We start from the raw sequence: 16,661 nt of genomic DNA, 5'->3' as shown, positions 1-16,661 counted from the left end.
GAACAGCGATGTTCGCGGGCTTTTGTTTTGGCGATGATGGCGACGATCAGCCGTGGTGGTGTTCGTCGTGGTTGCCGCCCGCGTGTTCCTGCGGGTGCGGCTGGGGTTGCGGCTGCGGGCGCGGTTCGGCGCGCGGTTGGGGTTGCGGCTGTGGATGGAATTCCGCGCGCGGCTGCGGTTGAGGCTGCGGCTGCGGGTGGAATTCCTGGCGCGGCTGAGGCTGAGCCTGCGGATGGAATTCCGCATGCGCCTGTTGTTGCACTTGCGGTTGCTGCGGTTGTACACGCGGCTCGACGCGCGGTTGCTGCTGGGCCTGCGGTTGAGGTTGCGGATGGAATGCCTCACGCGGTTGTTGCTGTTGTTGCGGCGGTTGCTGAGCCTGCGGCTGCGCGCGGACGTCAGCGCGGGCTTGCGGTTGCGGCACCTCGCGCGCTTCAGGACGCTGCTCCGGCCGTGCCTGGGTTTGCATCGCATGTTGCGGCGCTTGCGATGGCGCCTGCGCCTGAGGCTGCATCTGCGGCGCGCGCTCCGCAGCGCCTTGATGCGGCGGCTGCATCGCCAGCGCCTGCGGGCGGCCAGCTTCGTTCGCGCCTGGTTGTCCGCGCATCGCCATCGGCGTATGCGCCTGGGTCCATTCGGGCTGATGCGCAGGCTGGCGCGCGTCGCCCGGCTGACCGGCCGCTGGCGCACGTCCGCTCATCGCGGCCTGCGGCTGGCCCGCTTCCGCATGACCGCCGAACTGCGGCGGGCGCGGCACGCCGTGCGGCTCATTCGCCTGCGCACCAGCCGGACCGTGCATATTGGCCACCGCCGCACCCGTGGGCGCGAAATTCGGCTGCCCGTGCTGGCCCAAGGGCTGATTCGGCTGACCCGCCACATTCGGCGCATGCGGCGCATTTTGCATCGCCATGCCTGGCGCACCGTTCGGGCGGCCCGCCGCGCTCATTTGCGGCGAGTGGGGCGGCACGACCCGCACGTTCTGCTGCGGCCAGCCGCCGTGCGCAGCCGCCGAGGACGGCGCAAACGACGCATGAGTCGGCGCCGACACGCGCACCACCGGCGCGCCAGCACCCAGCACCGTACCGCCGCTGTGCGCAAAACGTTGCGCGAGGTTATCGCGGAAGGCGGGCGGCGCGACCGGCGCGCGCGTCGCTACGACCTGACGCTGGTTCAGCGTGGCCGGCGGACGATAATCGGCGCGGCGCATATTCGAGCCGAAGCTACCCTGAACCGGCGCGATGCCCGGCGTGCCCGGCTGGATGCGCGCGTTCTGCCATTGACGCGGATCGACGCGCTGCGCAAAGCGCGCGGTCGGCTGACCGTGCACGAAGGCGGTCGCGGGCACGGCCGTCACGGCGCCCGGCACGCGGTAGTTCACATAGGTGTTGTGAACGTTGATGTTTTGGCGATAGTTATTGACCACCACCGTCTGATTCACGCGCTGATAGTAATGCGGGCTCCAGCCGCCCCAGCCCGGATGCCAAGCTTCGCCCGGCCCGAGCGCGAACCACGCGACGCCTGCCGCCGCCGCCCCGCCGATGGCCAGATTCACGCCCCAGTCCGAACCGCCGCCACCGCCGCCCACGAAGGCGACCAGAGCCGGCGCGTAGGCCGGCGGCGCGCTTTCGGCCATCGGGCCCGGCACCCACGCCCAGGAATCGTCGACCTGCGCCCAGCGGCCATAGTGATAAGGCGCGAAACCCCAGGGCGCGTCATCCACCCACGTCCAGCCCCAAGGCGCCTGCCAGACCCAGTGACCGTCGTGATACGGCGCCCAGCCGGCCGGCTCCGCGTTCGGCACCCAGACTTCGCCGTACTGCGGGCTTTCGCGCCACGTGCCGTTGGCGTCCAGATCCTGATAGCCGGGCATGTCGCGCGAAACGTAACGCGCCGACACCGAGCGGTCTTCCGCCGAATCGCGCGCGAGCGCCCACTGATCGAACGCGTCGGGCGGCGGCGCGGCGTCGCTGGCGACCTGTTGCAGCGCGGTGCCCGTGAAGCGGATCTGCTGGCCGGCCTGCATCGGCATCTGGCCGTTTTCGCCGTAGACGGTCACGCTGCCGCTGCGCACCGTGACGGTGGTGGCGCTGCCGTCGGGCGCGACATCGACGCGATAATCGCCCGGGCCATTCAGGCCGAGCGCGAGATTCGGAGTATCGATTTCGTACGCGGTGCCGGCGGGCAGCGAGCGCACGCGCGTCGACAGCGTGCCTTGCGCGACCTTGAGCTGGGCGCTGGCATCGTCGAGATTGAGCACGTCGAGGCTGGTCTGCGGGCCCATGCGCACGGCCGTCGAGCCGATGTGCAGTTCCGAGCGCGCGTTGGCGTCGTTCCAGAGCTGGTCGCCGGTCGTGAGCGGGCGGTTCAGCTGGGCGTAGGACCAGTCGCTGGCACCCGCGGGTTCGGTGGTGACGTCGCCGGCCATGTAGTCGAGGCGCGCGATACGCGAGGGCGGATCGCCGGCGGCCTGGGGTGCGGACTCAGGCGCGGACTGCGCAACGGCTGCGGGACTGGCGAGGTTGAACGCGAAGGCGGCGAGCACGGCGCCGGCGACGAGCGTGTGGCGGCTGACGAGGTAGCGGTTGGTTTGTGTGGGCGATTTCATGGTGATCTCCTGTCGACAGTACGTGCGGCTTTAGCCGCGAGTACTGCCCCATGCACAGCTGACGATCCCGAGGAAAGATTTGGGAAGGTCATGTGGCCCACTTTATCCAACGCCCGTGTTTCCATGCGCACGCATTTGTTGCCGCTTATGCACCTTCTGTAACAGAACGTGTGACAGTCGCCCAAAACGCCGATTTTGCGGATGTTTTAAATGAATTTGTCGGCGATTTGTCAGGTGATTCGGCGTTTCAGGCGCGCTCGAACGCGTCGAATTCGCGCTGCCCGAGCGGCGTGATGCGCAGCACGCGCGGACGGCTCGTGCGCTCGACCCAGCCGTTCGAGGTAAAGCGTTCGAGCAGCGCCGCGCCCAGCGCGCCGCCCAGATGCGGACGCCGTTCGCTCCAGTCCAGACACGTGCAGGCAAAGCGTCGCCGCCGCGCACGCAGGGCGCCGAGATCGACGCCCCAACTCGCGAGCCGGGCGATCCCGCTTTCGGTCGCTTCCAGATCGTCGCCTTCGCGCACCAGCAGGCCGCCGGCCACGAGCCGGTCGAAGACGCGCACGGCCACTTCGCCTGCCATGTGGTCGTAGCAGGTGCGCGCGTGGCGCATCTCCACGGGCACGGTGCGCGTCGGCCGCGTGACAGGCCGCGTGGGCGCGGTGGCGTGCGCGACGTTCATCAGCGCCTCGATGGTCTGGGCGATTTCGGGCGTGGCGATGCGGTAGTAGCGGTGCCGCCCGCGCACCTCGGGCGCGAGCAGGCCGCCTTCGGCGAGGCGCGCCAGATGCGCGCTGGCGGCCGAAGGCGAAAGACCGGCGATCAGCGTGAGTTCGCCGGCCGGCCGGGCGCTGCCGTCCATCAGCGCCCACAGCATGGCGGCGCGGCCCGGATCGGCCAGCAGTGCGGCGACGCGCGCGAGACCGGGGAAGTGCGCGGATTCATCGGCGGTAGGCAGCGGCATGACAGGTTCTCCCAGAGGGGTAAGTACGGACGATGACCCATACCGATACTCTAGCGAAGCGCCGCATTCGACGTTTCAGGCTGGCGTGAAATGTCGCGTGCGCTCGGGTGTGATCGCGTGTAAGCGCGTGTGATCGAACGCGCAAGGCGCCTTGCTGGCGAAACCGCGCCGCCCCATGCCGCAGGGCTAGAATGACCGCTCCTTCGAAAGCACACAGGCAGTCATGAAACGGATTCTGGCCCTTGCAGCGCTCACGCTGCTCTGCGCCGCCTGCGCGGGCGGCTCGCCCCCGTCGGGCGGCAGCGCGAGCGGCATCACCATGTACGGCACGATCGACGAAGGCATTTCGTTTCACAAGTAAGCGAAGGCTGGCAGGAATTGATGGCAGATTGACGTAACTGCCAGTCGCGCGCGTGCGATCATGCGGCGGTCGAGTCTCAAAGACTGCTCCCCGCCATGCACGCCGAAACCGCCCACGCACGCCATATCGTCTTCGCGGTCGCACCCGATCTTGTCCTGCTGGACGCCTGCGGTCCCATCGAGGCGTTCTGGCGTGCCGAACTCACGATGCGCGCGCAATCGCCTCACGCGGCGACTTTATCGACGCAGCCGGGCGCTTACCGCGTCACGCTCGCGTCGATCGAAGGCGGCGTGCTGCCGACCTTCGCGGGCCTGCCCGTGGTCGCGGAAAAACTCGCCGCCCTCGATCCGGACAGCATCGACACGCTGATCGTCCCCGGCGTTCCGATCGACGATCACACCGCGCTGCAACCCGAACTCGTCGCCTGGATCGCGGCGCATGCGCCACGCGCGCGCCGCGTCGCCTCGGTGTGCACGGGCGCGTTCTATCTGGCGGCGGCCGGGCTGCTCGACGGCCGCCGCGCGGCCACGCACTGGCGCAATGCGGCGCAGCTCGCGCGGCGTTTCCCGCAAGTCGAAGTCGACGACGAACCGATCTTTATCCGCGACGAACGCGACGGCCGCGTGGTCTGGACCTCGGCGGGCGTGACGGCGGGCATCGATCTCGCGCTGGCGCTGATCGAAGAGGACTGCGGCCACGCCGTCGCGATGCAGGCCGCGCGCCGCCTCGTGGTCTTCATGAAGCGCCCCGGCGGCCAGGCGCAGTTCAGCGAGGCGCTGGCGGCGCAAAGCGCGGCGGGCGGTGCGTTCGACGCGCTGCATGGCTGGATGGCCGCGAACCTGCACATCGAATTGAACGTCGAGCGGCTGGCCGAAGCCGCCTGCATGAGCCCGCGCACCTTCGCGCGGCGTTATGTGGAAGCCGTGGGGCGTACGCCCGCGCGCACGGTCGCGGCGATGCGCGTGGAGGCTGCCGCGCACGCGCTCGCGCAGTCGCGCCTGCCGTTCAAACGGATTGCCGCCGACTGCGGCTTCGGCACCGAGCAGAATCTGCGGCGTGCGTTCGAACGCCGCTATGGCGTGTTGCCCGCCGACTATCGCGCCAGATTTTCCGCGCTGAATGCGTGAAGCGGCGGGGAGCGACGCGCGCTTCGGGCGTGGCTTCGCGGCCTAATTTGGCATGACATCCGGTATGACATTCGGCGCTCGTATAATCGACGGCACCTAAAACGACGCCCACGCGCACGCGCGCCGGGCCCGCATCCCACACTACGCCACGAGCCGGAGCCGATATGAGTACGCCTTCCCAACCGCTGGACCGTTCGGAAACGACGTTCCGTTTTCTCGCCGAGCCGACTTCGGTGAACTTCGGCGGCAAAGTCCACGGCGGCGCGCTGATGAAGTGGATCGACGAAACGGCCTACGCCTGCGCAGCAGTCTGGTCGGGCCGCTATTGCGTGACGGTGAGCGTGGGCAATATCCGCTTTCGCCGGCCGATCCTGGTCGGCAACATGGTCGAACTGCGCGCGCGCGTGGTGGCCACGGGCCGCACCTCGATGCACATCCACATCACCGTGCACGCGGGCGACCCCAAGAGCGGTCAATTGCGCCTGACGACCGACTGCCTGATCGTGTTCGTGGCCGTCGACGAAAACGGCAACCCGATTCCCGTGCCCACCTTCACGCCGGAAACCGAGGAGCAGAAGCGCCTGGCGAAATACGCGCTCGACGTGAAGGAAGCGCTCGATGCGATCGTCGAACTCAAGCCCGATGAAGTCGCGAAAGGGCAGGTTTGAGACGCTGAAAAGCCAATAGCAAACGGGCGGCGAAGCCAGAAGCTTCGCCGCCCGTTTTGCGTTTCAGCCCTTTGCCAAAGACTTATTTCGTGTTGCCGACCATCTCGCCCGGCTTCACCCATTCGTCGAATTGCTGTTCGGTGACGTGGCCGAGCGCGAGCGCCGCCGCCTTGAGCGTGGTGCCTTCCTTGTGCGCCTTCTTGGCGATCTGCGCGGCCTTGTCATAGCCGATGTGCGGATTGAGCGCCGTCACCAGCATCAGCGATTCGTTGAGCAGCGTGTCGATGCGCGCACGGTTCGGCTCGATGCCCACGGCGCAATGATCGTTGAACGAGAGCGCGCCGTCCGCGAGCAGGCGGATCGATTGCAGGACGTTGTGCGCGATCATCGGGCGGAACACGTTGAGTTCGAAGTTGCCGCTCGCGCCGCCCATATTCACGGCCACGTCGTTGCCGAACACCTGGCAGCAGAGCATCGTCACCGCTTCGGACTGCGTAGGGTTCACCTTGCCCGGCATGATCGAGCTGCCCGGTTCGTTCTCGGGAATCGACAGTTCGCCCAGACCGCAGCGCGGGCCGCTTGCGAGCCAGCGCACGTCGTTGGCGATCTTCATGAGGCTGGCGGCCACGGTCTTGAGCGCGCCGTGCGCGAACACCAGCGCATCGGCGGCGGCCATCACTTCGAACTTGTTGGGCGCGGTCACGAAGGGCACGCCGGTGAGCTTCGCGATGGTTTCGGCCACTTTCTGCGCGAATTGCGGATGCGCGTTCAGACCGGTGCCCACCGCCGTGCCGCCTTGCGCCAGTTCGTACAGATGCGGCAGCGACGATTCCACATGCTTGATGCCGTGATCGAGCTGCGCGACGTAGCCCGAAAATTCCTGGCCGAGCGTGAGCGGCGTGGCGTCCTGCAGGTGCGTGCGGCCGATCTTGACGATATCGGCGAATTGCTTCGACTTGTCCGCGAGCGTTTCGCGCAGCGTCTTGAGCGCCGGCAGCAGATGTTTGACGATGCCGACCGCCACCGCCACGTGCATGGCCGTGGGGAACACGTCGTTGGAGGACTGGCCGCGGTTGACGTCGTCGTTCGGATGGATCTTGCGCGCCTCGCCGCGCTCGCCGCCCAGAATCTCGCTCGCGCGGTTCGCAATCACCTCGTTCAAGTTCATGTTGGTCTGCGTGCCCGAGCCGGTTTGCCAGACCGCGAGCGGGAATTCGCCCGCATGCTTGCCATCGACGATTTCGTCGGCGGCCTGCACGATCGCGTGCGCCTTGGCTTCGTCGAGCACGCCGAGCTGCTGGTTCACTTCGGCGGCGGCGCGCTTGATCCACGCGAGTGCGGTGATCAGTTCGGGCGACTGCTTTTCGGTCGAGATACGGAAATTCTGCAGCGAGCGCTGCGTCTGCGCGCCCCATAGCTGCGCGTCAGGTACGGCGATCTCGCCGAACGTGTCGCGTTCCATTCTGACGTTTTCATGGCTGGCGGTCATCTTGACACTCCGATGTTGAGGCGGCGCCGGTGTTTCGGCGCGGCGCCGCATATGACGGGTCGGGTCCGCGAGGTGGCTGGGCAGCGGCGCAGCGTGGCGGCGCCTGCGTGAGCGTCCGCGAAGGACGTCACGCTGAGCTAGGTCTGGCTAAAGGGCGGACTTCCGGTTTGCCTCGGCCGATGCGTCTACAACTGGCTATCGACCGGCAACAGCAAGAATAGCCCGGTTAGCAGATTCCGGTAAAAACCCGCACCAGGATCGAGGTTGTAGGTGCGGATCATGCCGTTTTCCTCATCGGTCCAGACGAGCGGCGAATTCGTCACGGTGCCGCGCTGCTGCGCGAGTTGTTCGGGCGTCGCGAGCGTGACGTGATAGCTCACCGCGGGCGCGGTCGCGTGGGCGAAATAGCCGGTCACTTCGCGCGCGATCGGCTGGCTGTCGATGGTGAGCGCGAGTTCGGTGTTCAGCTTCGCGGAGCGCGGATCGAGATTGAGCGAGCCGATCACGAGCGTGCTGTCGTCGATCACATAAGCCTTCGCGTGCAGGCTCGCCCGCGATTGCGAGCCCGTGATGCCGAAGCGCCGCTCGCGCGTGCCTTCGTGCTGGATCGGCTTGAATTCGTACAGTTCGACGCCCGCCTTGAGCAGCGGCACGCGATACGGGCTGTAGCCGGCCTGCACGGCGACGGCGTCGGTGGCGGCGAGCGAGTTAGTGAGGATCGCCACGCGCACGCCGCGCGCCGTGAGCTTCGTCAGTTCCTGCACGCCTGCGTCGTGCGGCACGAAGTACGGCGAGAACACCAGCACGCTGCTCTTTGCCGTGCGAATCCGGTCGAGCAGCGAGCGCATCGCGTCGCCCAGTTCGCCTTGCTCCGGCCCGCCGATCTTGCCCGGCGAATCGGCCACGAACTGCCATTTGGCCCAGACGAGGCCCAGCTCGTTGCGCGTGATCTGCTGCGCAAGCGGCGTGGCGTTGAGCGGCTTCGCGTTGTAGGGATCGGCGGTTTCGCGCCAGTGTTTGCGCAAGTCGTCGCGTGCGGCGTCGAGATCGTGCGCGTCGAACTTCTGATGATTGAGCACGCCCAGCGGGTAGGCAACGCTGCTGTTCCAGTACTCGTCGAAGCTCGCGGAGACGCTCGCCGCAACCGGCCCCGCGCCCAGCACATCTAGATCGCGGAACTGCAGCGTGGGGCTCGCGCTGAAGTATTCGTCGCCGAGATTGCGCCCGCCCACGATCACCAGTTCGTTATCGATGATGGTCGACTTGTTGTGCATGCGGCGCGTGAACTGATCGACGTTCGAGAAGAAGTTGCGCGTGCGCGTGAACATGCTCTCGGTGGTGCTGCCGTACGGATTGAACACGCGGATCTGGATGTTCGGATGGCTGTTGAGCGACGCCATCAGCCGGTCGATGTCGTGGAAGTTCAGGTCGTCCACGAGCATGCGCACGCGCACGCCGCGATCGGCGGCATAGAGCGCGGCGCCGAGCAGCAATTTGCCGGTCGTGTCCTCGTTGGCGATGTAGTACTGCATGTCGAGCGTCTTCGTCGCCGCGCGGGCGAGGGCGACGCGCATCTGCAGCGAATCGGTGCCGGTGGCGAGCAGGCGAAAGCCCGACTCGCCCGGATGCGCGGCTTCGGGCGCGGCCAGCGCGGTGCCGAGCGCGGTGGCGCTGGCATCGGCGGCGGGCAGCGCGGAGGTGGACTGGCGCGGGTAATCGGTGGCGGGCGGGCGCGTGGCGCAGGCCGCAACGAGCGTCACGCACGCGAGCGCGAGGCAGAGGCGTCGGGCGGCGATCCGTTGGGCGGCAAACCGTCGGGCGGCGTTCAATGCATTGAAGGCGTGCAAGCGGGTTCTCCTCTCCGTTTGGCGCAGGGCGTGTTTTGTTCGCTGACGTTGCGCGCCGTTTTGCGTCGATTCTATCGGCAAGCGGCGCAACGTGATGCGCGGGAGCGAACGCGCCGTCGTTTCACGTCGGGCGGAAACGTTGCCGGTGCTGCGCGCGCAACACTGCTTCCATCATCAACAGCAGGAGACGGCGATGGAACGGCTGACGCGAGCGGACGAAGCGACGGTGGAGCGGCTGGATGTGGCAAGACGCGCCTGCCGCCTCGTGCGGCGGGCACAGGGCGGGGTGATCGGCGTGCTCGAAGGGCGCGTGCTGATGACCGTCGAGGGCGACGCGCAGGACTACTGGCTCGAACCGGGCGAGGCGCTGCCGTTCGCGCCGGGCGAGCGCGTGTGGATCGGCGGATGGGATGAGGCGGTGTGCTGCGAGGTGAGCGTGCCGATGGCGCCGGAGCTTGCGTGGCTGACGTGGTGTCAGCGGCTGGCGGCCAGCGTGCTCAGGCGGCCCGCGCGTGCACGGTTACGCGTGCAGCGCGGGTAATCGACCTGATACGCGAGGCCAATGCGCGACGGCGCTTAACCGCGCGGCGCGGACGAAGCTGCCGCGCGCGCTTCGTCGGCGTCGCGCTCGCTGCCGCGTGCGGGCTTGCCTGCCCAGTAACCGGCCAGCAGCGAGCCGGACAGGTTGTGCCAGACCGAGAACAGCGCGCCCGGCAGGGCGGCGAGCGGCGAGAAGTAGAGCTTGCCGAGCGTCGCGGCGAGCCCCGAGTTCTGCATGCCGACTTCGATGGCGAGCGTGCGGCACACGGATTCGTCGAAGCCCAGCAGGCGGCCGCCCCAGTAGCCGCCCAGCAGGCCGATGCCGTTATGCAGCACCACGCCAAGCGCGACGATCGGCCCGACCGTGGCGATGCTCGCATGCGTGCCGCCCACTACAGCGGCGATGATCGCGAGGATCGACACCATCGACACGAGCGGCAGCACCGGTTCGACGCGGCGCACGAGGCCGCCGGCGAGACGGTTGACGATCAGGCCGACCACGATCGGCAGCGCGACGATCTGCAGGATGCTCATGAGCATGCCGTGCACATCGACGGTAATCGAGGCATCGACGTAAAGGCGCGTGAGCAGCGGCGTGGCGAACACACCCACCAGCGTCGAGAGCGCGCTGATCGTCACGGACAGCGCCACGTCGCCGCGCGCGAGGTAAATCATGACGTTCGAGGCCGTGCCGCTCGCCACGCTGCCGACCAGCACCATGCCGGCGGTCAGATCGGCGGGCATGTGCAGCGCGTGGGCGATCGCCCAGGCGGCCAGCGGCATCACCAGATAGTGCAGGACGATGCCGGCCAGCACGGGCGCGGGGCGCGTGAAGACGCGCCGGAAATCGGCGAACGAGAGCGTCACGCCCATGGCCAGCATGATGATCGTCAGCAGTGTGGTGACGTGCGGCGTGACGGGCGCGACCGCGCCCGGATTGAAGTAGGCGAACAGCGAAACGAGGACGGCCCAGAGCGGGAACAGTCGGGTGATCGGGGCGAGCATGAGCGAGTGGTCCGTGAGCGGAGGCGTTTTGGGAGCGGTTCGGGTGGGCGATGCGCCGGTTCTACCGGATTGGATTCTCAAGCGCCCTCGTGGGACGGCTGGCGGGCGGCGGGTAGCCGTGTTTGCCAGCCGCGTATTCTAACCGCCCGCCAGAATGCGCCCGAATGGTGCCCGGACGGCCGCCGGGCTGCGTCACGTGCAGCGAGCCGCTTATGCGTCCGGGCCCGCGTGCGCCGCCGCTTCGCGCTGCACGCGGCGGCTGATGTGATGGAAGCGCCAGGTCATCAGCACGGCCACGCTCGCCAGACCCGCCGCGAGTCCCCACCAGAGGCCGAGCGCGCCCATCCCGAAGTGGAATGCCAGCGCATAGCCGAACGGAAAGCCGATGCCCCAGTAGCCGAGCGTCGCGGCCAGCATCGGAATGCGCGTGTCCTTGAGGCCGCGCAGGCAGCCCGAGCCCACCGTCTGCATGCCGTCGACGATCTGGAACAGCGCCGCCACGCCCAGCAGCGAAGCCGCCAGCGCGACCGTCTGCGCATTCGCGGGATCGTCCAGCCGCAGATACAGCCCGACGATCCAGTGCGGCGCAAGCACCATCACCAGCGCCGACATCGTCATGAAACCCACGCCCAGCCCGAGCGCCACGAAGCCCGCATGACGCGCCGCGCCCGGCTGGCCCGCGCCGATCCAGTAGCCCACGCGCACATTGGCGGCCTGGCCGATCGAGAGCGGCACCATGAACATCACCGACGCCACGTTCAGCGCGATCTGATGCGCGGCCAGCGGCGTCGCGCCGAGCAGTCCCATGACGATGCCGGTGGCGAGGAAAAGCGTCGCCTCGACCGCGAAGGTAATCGCCACGGGCCAGCCGATCGTGAACAGTTCGCCCATCAGCGGCGCGGTGGGGCGGCGCGCGCTCACGAAATGCTGATGCGAAGGGCGCAGATGCAGCAGCGCCATCAGCAGCAGCGTGGTCAGCCAGATCGTGATGCTGGTGGCCGCCGCCGAGCCGAGAAAGCCCATGTGCGACAGGCCCCACGCGCCGTGAATCAGCCCGTAATTGAGAAAGCCATTGAAGAACACGCTGCCGATCGACACCCAGAGCAGGCGTTTCGCCGCGCCGATGGCGGGCAGGAACGAGCGCATCAGCCCCACGCCAATCAAACTCGCGGGCGCGCCCCAGCGCAGCACGGCCGCGTATTCGCCGACCTGATGCGCGAGCACCGACGGCTCGCCCAGCGCGAGCAGCACGGGTGTGGCGAACGACAGCAGCACGAACGCGGGCAGCGACAGCAGCAGCGAAAGCGCGAAACCGGTCCAGTAGATGTGCGGCACGCGATGCAGATCGTCGGCGCCGCGCGCCTGCGCGACGCTCACGCTGACCGAGGTCAGCACGCCTTGCAGCACGGTGACCACGACGAAGAACAGATTGGCGCCCAGGCCGCCGGCCGCGAGTGCGCCCGCGCCCAGCGAGCCGAGCAGCACGGTATCGGTGACGCTCATGGCCATCTGCGAAAGCTGGGCGATGGCGAGCGGGGCGGCGAGGCGCGCGGTGTCGGCGGCGTGGCGGCGCAGCGAGGGTGGAGCGAAGGCGCGGCGCGAATCGTGGTCGCGGTGGGCGCGCGTGGGGGCGGTGGATCGGGTCATGAAAGCAGACGCGGCGCGAAAAATCGCGCCGCGTGTCCTTGTGTGCGTTCGAGTTGGGCCAGAAGCGGAGGCTTGGGCCTAAACGCAGATTACGCCTGTTTGGGACAAAAAGCACCTATATGGTGCATTTGCTTTCGAATCGGTTGCGTTGGGTGGCGTTCCTGTGCTTCGGCTATTGCGCCTCGTGGATCGCGATCCGCGTGTCGCCCAGCAGCACGGATTGGCCCGCGCGTACCTTGCAGGTCTTGCGCAGTTCGACTTCGCCGTCGACCTTGACGGCGCCCGAGGCGACGATCTGCTTGGCCGAGCCGCCGCTATCGGCAAGGCCCGTGATCTTGAGGAGGTTGTGCAGTTCGACGTAGTCGCCGGTCAGGGTGAAATCGAGATTGGGCATGGCGAATCCAGAAGCAGAAGCTGAAGCGCGCCAGTGAGGCTGCGCGAAGGGTGAGCATGATAAGCGATCGCGGCGGCCAGGGCGGCGGATACATCTCGGGGCCAGATGTTATGAAATCGTCAGAAAGTGAAACGTTGAGTAACGTTGCGGGACTTCATCAGCATCCTCAGACAAAAATGGATTCACCCCAGCCGAGAACGCCGCTTCAACAGATTCACGGGCACAAGGCGCTGTGAACGAAGCGGATGAATCGAGCGGGACCGCGCAACGACGCCGCAAACTGGCCACTTTCGACAGGTATGCGTGTTGCTGTCCGGTTCCCGGAACTACTGCAAAGAGGATATGCCATGACTCAGATTCGCAAGCTGCTTACCGGTACCGCTCTCGCCACTGCCGCCATCTTCGCTCAGGGCGCGTTCGCCCAGACCGAAGCGCCGTCGGCTGCGCCCACGCTCGCACCGGGCGCGGCGCCCAGCCAGGCGCCCGCCGCAGCCGGCGTCGCGCAACCCGCGCCCGCGCCGCAGAACCTGACCGCGCCGCAGTCCACCGACCCGCTGGTGCAAAAGCGCGACGCCAACGCAAAGGCCAGCGCCGAGTACCGCAGCGCCAAGAAGTCGGCGAACGCGGAGTACAAGGACGCGAAGAAGCAGGCCAAGACGCAGTACAAGTCGCAGGTCAAGGACGCCAAGATCAACCGCAAGGCGGACCGCCAGGCCAACGATTCGGAAATGAAGGATCAGATGAACGGTCAGTCGGCCCAGCAGGCTGGCGCGCAGCAGCAGGGCACGACGGGCCAGCAGTAACGCTCGCTCGCAGCGACCTGCATCGACCATGAAGCGGCGACGTCTGGAAACGGGCGTCGCCGTTTTTGCGTGATTTTCCTGGCGTTCGCGGTTGACGGTCATTTGCCGGTAAATATCGCCAGATCACAGCAGAATCAGGCGCTTGCCGGGCCGGGGTGTATGGATATACAGTGTGCGTCGGCGCTTTGTCCGAGGCGCTTTCCCGACTCTTGCCCACTGCCGCCGTGTCTACCGTCTCCCTCGCCGATTCTTCTCCAGCCGAAGCGGGCTTCGATGCCGCGGCCTATCTCGCGAAGCTCAACGAGGCGCAGCGCGCAGCGGTCGAGCATGGCGGGCCGCAGGCTTTCGCGCCGGGCGCCGTACTGCCGGAACCGCTGCTCGTGATCGCCGGTGCGGGATCGGGCAAGACCAATACGCTGGCCCATCGCGTCGCGCATCTGGTCGTCAATGGCGCCGATCCGCATCGCATCCTGCTGCTAACTTTCTCGCGCCGCGCGGCGCAGGAGATGACGCGCCGCGTGTCGCGCATCGCTCAGGGCGTATCGGGCGCGGCGGCCACGCTGTCGAAAGGCCTGACGTGGGCGGGCACGTTTCACGGCATCGGCGCGCGTTTGCTGCGCGAGTACGCCGAGCAGATCGGCCTGTCGCCCGCGTTCACGATCAACGACCGCGAAGATTCCGCCGATCTCATGAACCTGATTCGCCATGAGTTGGGATTGTCGGCGAAAGAGAAGCGATTTCCGGCTAAATCGACCTGTCTGGCGATCTACTCGCGCGTAGTGAACACGGGCGATTCGCTCGCCAACGTGCTGGCACGCTCGTTTTCGTGGTGCCTCGAATGGGAGCCGCAACTGCGCGCGCTGTTCGCCGCCTACACCGAGGCCAAGCAGAAACAGAACGTACTGGATTACGACGATCTGCTCTTATATTGGGCGCATATGGCGGCAGAACCGGCTATCGCCGCCGATCTTGCTGCGCGCTTCGATCACATTCTCGTCGACGAATACCAGGACACGAATCGCCTGCAGGCGTCCATCCTGCTCGCGCTCAAGCCGGACGGGCGCGGGCTCACGGTCGTCGGCGACGATGCGCAGGCAATCTACTCGTTTCGTGGCGCAACGGTGCGCAACATCCTCGATTTCCCCGCGCATTTCGATCCGCCGGCGCGCCAGGTGACGCTCGAACGCAACTACCGCTCGACCGAGCCGATTCTCGCCGCTTCGAATGCCGTGATGGACGCCGCCGCCGAGCGCTACACCAAGAATCTCTGGACCGACAAGGCCTCGCAGCAGCGCCCGCGCCTCGTGACCGTCGCCGATGAAGCCACGCAGGCGCGTTACGTCGTCGAGCAGATTCTGGAGGCGCGCGAAGGCGGCATGAAGCTCAAGCAGCAGGCCGTGCTGTTTCGCGCCGCGCACCATAGCGCGACGCTCGAAATCGAACTCGCGCGTCGCAATATCCCGTTCGTGAAGTTTGGCGGCCTGCGTTTCCTGGACGCCGCGCACGTCAAGGACGTGCTGGCGGTGCTGCGCTGGGCCGAGAATCCGCTCGATCGCGTGGCGGGATTTCGCGTGTCGCAGTTGATGCCCGGCGTCGGGCCGGCCACGGCGGCGCGCTTGCTCGATCAGGTTGCGGCCTGCACGGGCGCTTATCGCGCGGCGCAGGCGCTGGCCGCGTTCGCGCCGCCGCCGCGCGCCGCCGAAGACTGGCCGGCGTTCACCGCGCTGATCGACAATCTCGGCGCGCGCGCCACGCCCTGGCCCGGCGAATTCGAGCGCGTGCGGCGCTGGTACGAGCCGCATCTGGAGCGCAATCACGAAGACGCTCAGGTACGCATGGCCGATCTGCTGCAGATGGAAAGCATCGCCAGCACCTATGCTTCGCGCGAGCGCTTCCTGACCGAGCTGACGCTCGATCCGCCCGACGCCACCAGCGCCGAATCGGCCGATCCGCTGCTCGACGAGGATTACCTGATTCTCTCGACGATCCACTCGGCCAAAGGGCAGGAGTGGCGCAACGTGTTCGTGCTCAATGGCGTGGACGGCTGCATTCCCTCCGATCTGGGCGCGGGCAGCGATGAGGAGCTGGAAGAGGAGCGCCGCCTGCTCTACGTGGCGATGACGCGCGCGAAGGAAGATCTGCACATCGTCGTGCCGCAGCGCTTTTATGTGCACAACCAGGCGGCGTCGGGCGACCGGCACGTGTGGGCGTCGCGCACGCGGTTTATCGGTGCGCAGATGCTGCCGCTGTTCGAATCGTGCGCCTGGCCGGCGCCGCCCGTGGTGACTGCGCCGAGTGCGGCGGGGCTGGCCGCCGCGGCGCGCGCGAAGGTGGAAATCGGCGCGAAGCTGCGCAAGATGTGGGAGTAAGCGTGCCGCCGATGTCGCGGCCGCCGGGGCCGCGTCGGGGACGAAGGCGGATTAGCGCGGCTGGTTCTTCGGCGGCGGCACGAAGAAGTTGCGCAGCCAGGCGGCGAGGCGCGTGAACACGTCGTCGGGTTCTTCGAGGAAGATTTCCGGCTTCAGCAGACGCAGGTATTCCATGATCTGCTGCGCTTCCTGCTTCTGGAACGTGCCGTGCGTGATGCCCATGCGCAGCAGGCCGCGCAGCTCGCCCAGACGCTCGCGCGCCAGACTGCCGGTGGACTGTTCGCAGCCGATCTTCGCTTCGTAGACACGCTGGCGCAACGATTCCGCGAGACGCCACGCGGGCGTCTGCATCGTCTCTTCGAGCGTCTGGATGTCCTGCACGCTCGACTTGATCTGGGCGGCGAGCGGGTCGATCAGCGCTTCTTCGCCTTGTGCCTCGGTCACGATCGCCGCGGCCCAGTCACGGCACTGCTTGGTCAACTCGTCGGGCGTCCATTCGGGGCGCGATGCGACACCGAAGCCGAACTCGCTCGCCTGGCGCAGCAGGATTGCAACGACTTGCGGAAATTCCTTGTCGAGCGTGCGCTTGGCCCATGCGTACTGGCCACCCTGCAACAGACGCTGCACCGCCTGCTCGGTGAGCGGCGTCATGTTGTCGAGCAGCTTCGCGCGCAGGAAATCCTCAAACGACGGCGTCAGAAACTGCGGGTCGAGCTTGAGCGAGACGCGCAGGAACGCGTCGAAATCCTTGCGCAGCGACGCAAGCGTTTCATCCTTGAGATTGAGGGTGATGTGCCCCATTGTGGTTGCCCCGGTGTATTCCTGGCCGTGCCTGGTGTTGCCGT

Annotated in this window: 14 protein-coding genes; 6 read left to right on the top strand and 8 right to left on the bottom strand. The window is 67.2% G+C overall.

What is annotated here, in order from left to right; translation table 11 throughout:
• Window positions 1-46: 46 nt before the first annotated feature.
• Together U5A67_RS34070 and U5A67_RS34065 are read right to left on the bottom strand one after the other, a co-directional pair.
• The gene (locus tag U5A67_RS34070; protein WP_321817772.1) at window positions 47-2,605 is read right to left on the bottom strand and encodes a DUF6600 domain-containing protein; all 2,559 of its coding nucleotides are present in this window, start codon (window positions 2,603-2,605) and stop codon (window positions 47-49) included.
• Window positions 2,606-2,852: 247 nt separating this feature from the next.
• On the bottom strand, window positions 2,853-3,566 hold the full coding sequence (locus U5A67_RS34065) for a helix-turn-helix transcriptional regulator (RefSeq protein ID WP_321817771.1): 714 nt from the start codon (window positions 3,564-3,566) through the stop codon (window positions 2,853-2,855).
• Window positions 3,567-3,789: 223 nt separating this feature from the next.
• Here U5A67_RS34065 and U5A67_RS34060 point away from each other — a divergent pair, with 223 nt between their 5' ends.
• The 3 genes from U5A67_RS34060 (at window position 3,790) to U5A67_RS34050 (ending at window position 5,722) form a co-directional block, all read left to right on the top strand.
• The gene (locus tag U5A67_RS34060) at window positions 3,790-3,927 is read left to right on the top strand and encodes a hypothetical protein (protein WP_205984231.1); all 138 of its coding nucleotides are present in this window, start codon (window positions 3,790-3,792) and stop codon (window positions 3,925-3,927) included.
• A gap of 95 nt (window positions 3,928-4,022) precedes the next feature.
• Window positions 4,023-5,054, top strand: a complete 1,032-nt coding sequence (locus U5A67_RS34055; protein WP_321817770.1) for a GlxA family transcriptional regulator — start codon at window positions 4,023-4,025, stop codon at window positions 5,052-5,054.
• Between the two features lie 164 nt (window positions 5,055-5,218).
• Complete coding sequence (locus tag U5A67_RS34050; protein WP_205984229.1) at window positions 5,219-5,722, top strand: acyl-CoA thioesterase; 504 nt, start codon at window positions 5,219-5,221, stop codon at window positions 5,720-5,722.
• An 82-nt stretch (window positions 5,723-5,804) separates the two neighbouring features.
• Here the strand turns inward: U5A67_RS34050 and fumC are convergent, their stop codons facing one another.
• Window positions 5,805-7,211 (bottom strand): class II fumarate hydratase, encoded by a 1,407-nt coding sequence (gene fumC, locus U5A67_RS34045; protein WP_205984228.1) that lies wholly within the window; start codon window positions 7,209-7,211, stop codon window positions 5,805-5,807.
• Between the two features lie 185 nt (window positions 7,212-7,396).
• Window positions 7,397-9,058: a phospholipase D family protein gene (locus tag U5A67_RS34040; RefSeq protein ID WP_415767987.1), complete on the bottom strand. Its 1,662-nt coding sequence runs from the start codon at window positions 9,056-9,058 to the stop codon at window positions 7,397-7,399.
• Between the two features lie 193 nt (window positions 9,059-9,251).
• On the opposite strand from U5A67_RS34040, the gene U5A67_RS34035 reads away from it, so the two are divergent.
• Window positions 9,252-9,599: a DUF2917 domain-containing protein gene (locus U5A67_RS34035; protein ID WP_321817769.1), complete on the top strand. Its 348-nt coding sequence runs from the start codon at window positions 9,252-9,254 to the stop codon at window positions 9,597-9,599.
• A gap of 35 nt (window positions 9,600-9,634) precedes the next feature.
• Here U5A67_RS34035 and panS read toward each other — a convergent pair whose 3' ends face one another.
• From panS to U5A67_RS34020, 3 genes are all read right to left on the bottom strand, one after another.
• Complete coding sequence (gene panS / locus U5A67_RS34030) at window positions 9,635-10,603, bottom strand: ketopantoate/pantoate/pantothenate transporter PanS (RefSeq protein WP_205984226.1); 969 nt, start codon at window positions 10,601-10,603, stop codon at window positions 9,635-9,637.
• 210 nt (window positions 10,604-10,813) lie between these two features.
• Window positions 10,814-12,250, bottom strand: coding sequence for an MATE family efflux transporter (locus U5A67_RS34025; protein ID WP_321817768.1), 1,437 nt, complete (start codon window positions 12,248-12,250; stop codon window positions 10,814-10,816).
• A 172-nt stretch (window positions 12,251-12,422) separates the two neighbouring features.
• Window positions 12,423-12,644 carry an RNA-binding S4 domain-containing protein gene (locus U5A67_RS34020; protein ID WP_205984224.1) on the bottom strand — a complete coding sequence of 74 codons (222 nt, stop codon included), beginning with the start codon at window positions 12,642-12,644 and terminating at the stop codon, window positions 12,423-12,425.
• 347 nt (window positions 12,645-12,991) lie between these two features.
• Here U5A67_RS34020 and U5A67_RS34015 point away from each other — a divergent pair, with 347 nt between their 5' ends.
• Both U5A67_RS34015 and U5A67_RS34010 read left to right on the top strand, forming a co-directional pair.
• The gene (locus tag U5A67_RS34015) at window positions 12,992-13,447 is read left to right on the top strand and encodes a hypothetical protein (protein WP_205984223.1); all 456 of its coding nucleotides are present in this window, start codon (window positions 12,992-12,994) and stop codon (window positions 13,445-13,447) included.
• Between the two features lie 224 nt (window positions 13,448-13,671).
• On the top strand, window positions 13,672-15,816 hold the full coding sequence (locus U5A67_RS34010; RefSeq protein ID WP_321817767.1) for an ATP-dependent helicase: 2,145 nt from the start codon (window positions 13,672-13,674) through the stop codon (window positions 15,814-15,816).
• Between the two features lie 51 nt (window positions 15,817-15,867).
• Here U5A67_RS34010 and U5A67_RS34005 read toward each other — a convergent pair whose 3' ends face one another.
• Window positions 15,868-16,617, bottom strand: a complete 750-nt coding sequence (locus U5A67_RS34005; RefSeq protein WP_205984222.1) for a DUF4088 domain-containing protein — start codon at window positions 16,615-16,617, stop codon at window positions 15,868-15,870.
• Window positions 16,618-16,661 lie beyond the last annotated feature (44 nt).

It is taken from the genome of Paraburkholderia sp. J69-1, from assembly GCF_905220255.1.
In the GTDB taxonomy this organism is placed as follows: Bacteria; Pseudomonadota; Gammaproteobacteria; order Burkholderiales; family Burkholderiaceae; genus Paraburkholderia.
This window is presented reverse-complemented; position numbering and strand designations above follow the sequence as displayed.

What these genes read in the sequence shown, in the direction of transcription:
- U5A67_RS34015 (WP_205984223.1), top strand. Translation starts at nt 12,992, where the DNA reads ATGACTCAGATTCGCAAGCTGCTTACCGGTACCGCTCTCGCCACTGCC.
- U5A67_RS34050 (WP_205984229.1), top strand. Translation starts at nt 5,219, where the DNA reads ATGAGTACGCCTTCCCAACCGCTGGACCGTTCGGAAACGACGTTCCGT.
- U5A67_RS34055 (WP_321817770.1), top strand. Translation starts at nt 4,023, where the DNA reads ATGCACGCCGAAACCGCCCACGCACGCCATATCGTCTTCGCGGTCGCA.
- panS (WP_205984226.1), bottom strand. Translation starts at nt 10,603, where the DNA reads ATGCTCGCCCCGATCACCCGACTGTTCCCGCTCTGGGCCGTCCTCGTT.
- U5A67_RS34025 (WP_321817768.1), bottom strand. Translation starts at nt 12,250, where the DNA reads ATGACCCGATCCACCGCCCCCACGCGCGCCCACCGCGACCACGATTCG.
- U5A67_RS34035 (WP_321817769.1), top strand. Translation starts at nt 9,252, where the DNA reads ATGGAACGGCTGACGCGAGCGGACGAAGCGACGGTGGAGCGGCTGGAT.
- U5A67_RS34020 (WP_205984224.1), bottom strand. Translation starts at nt 12,644, where the DNA reads ATGCCCAATCTCGATTTCACCCTGACCGGCGACTACGTCGAACTGCAC.
- U5A67_RS34065 (WP_321817771.1), bottom strand. Translation starts at nt 3,566, where the DNA reads ATGCCGCTGCCTACCGCCGATGAATCCGCGCACTTCCCCGGTCTCGCG.
- U5A67_RS34005 (WP_205984222.1), bottom strand. Translation starts at nt 16,617, where the DNA reads ATGGGGCACATCACCCTCAATCTCAAGGATGAAACGCTTGCGTCGCTG.
- U5A67_RS34060 (WP_205984231.1), top strand. Translation starts at nt 3,790, where the DNA reads ATGAAACGGATTCTGGCCCTTGCAGCGCTCACGCTGCTCTGCGCCGCC.
- U5A67_RS34070 (WP_321817772.1), bottom strand. Translation starts at nt 2,605, where the DNA reads ATGAAATCGCCCACACAAACCAACCGCTACCTCGTCAGCCGCCACACG.
- fumC (WP_205984228.1), bottom strand. Translation starts at nt 7,211, where the DNA reads ATGACCGCCAGCCATGAAAACGTCAGAATGGAACGCGACACGTTCGGC.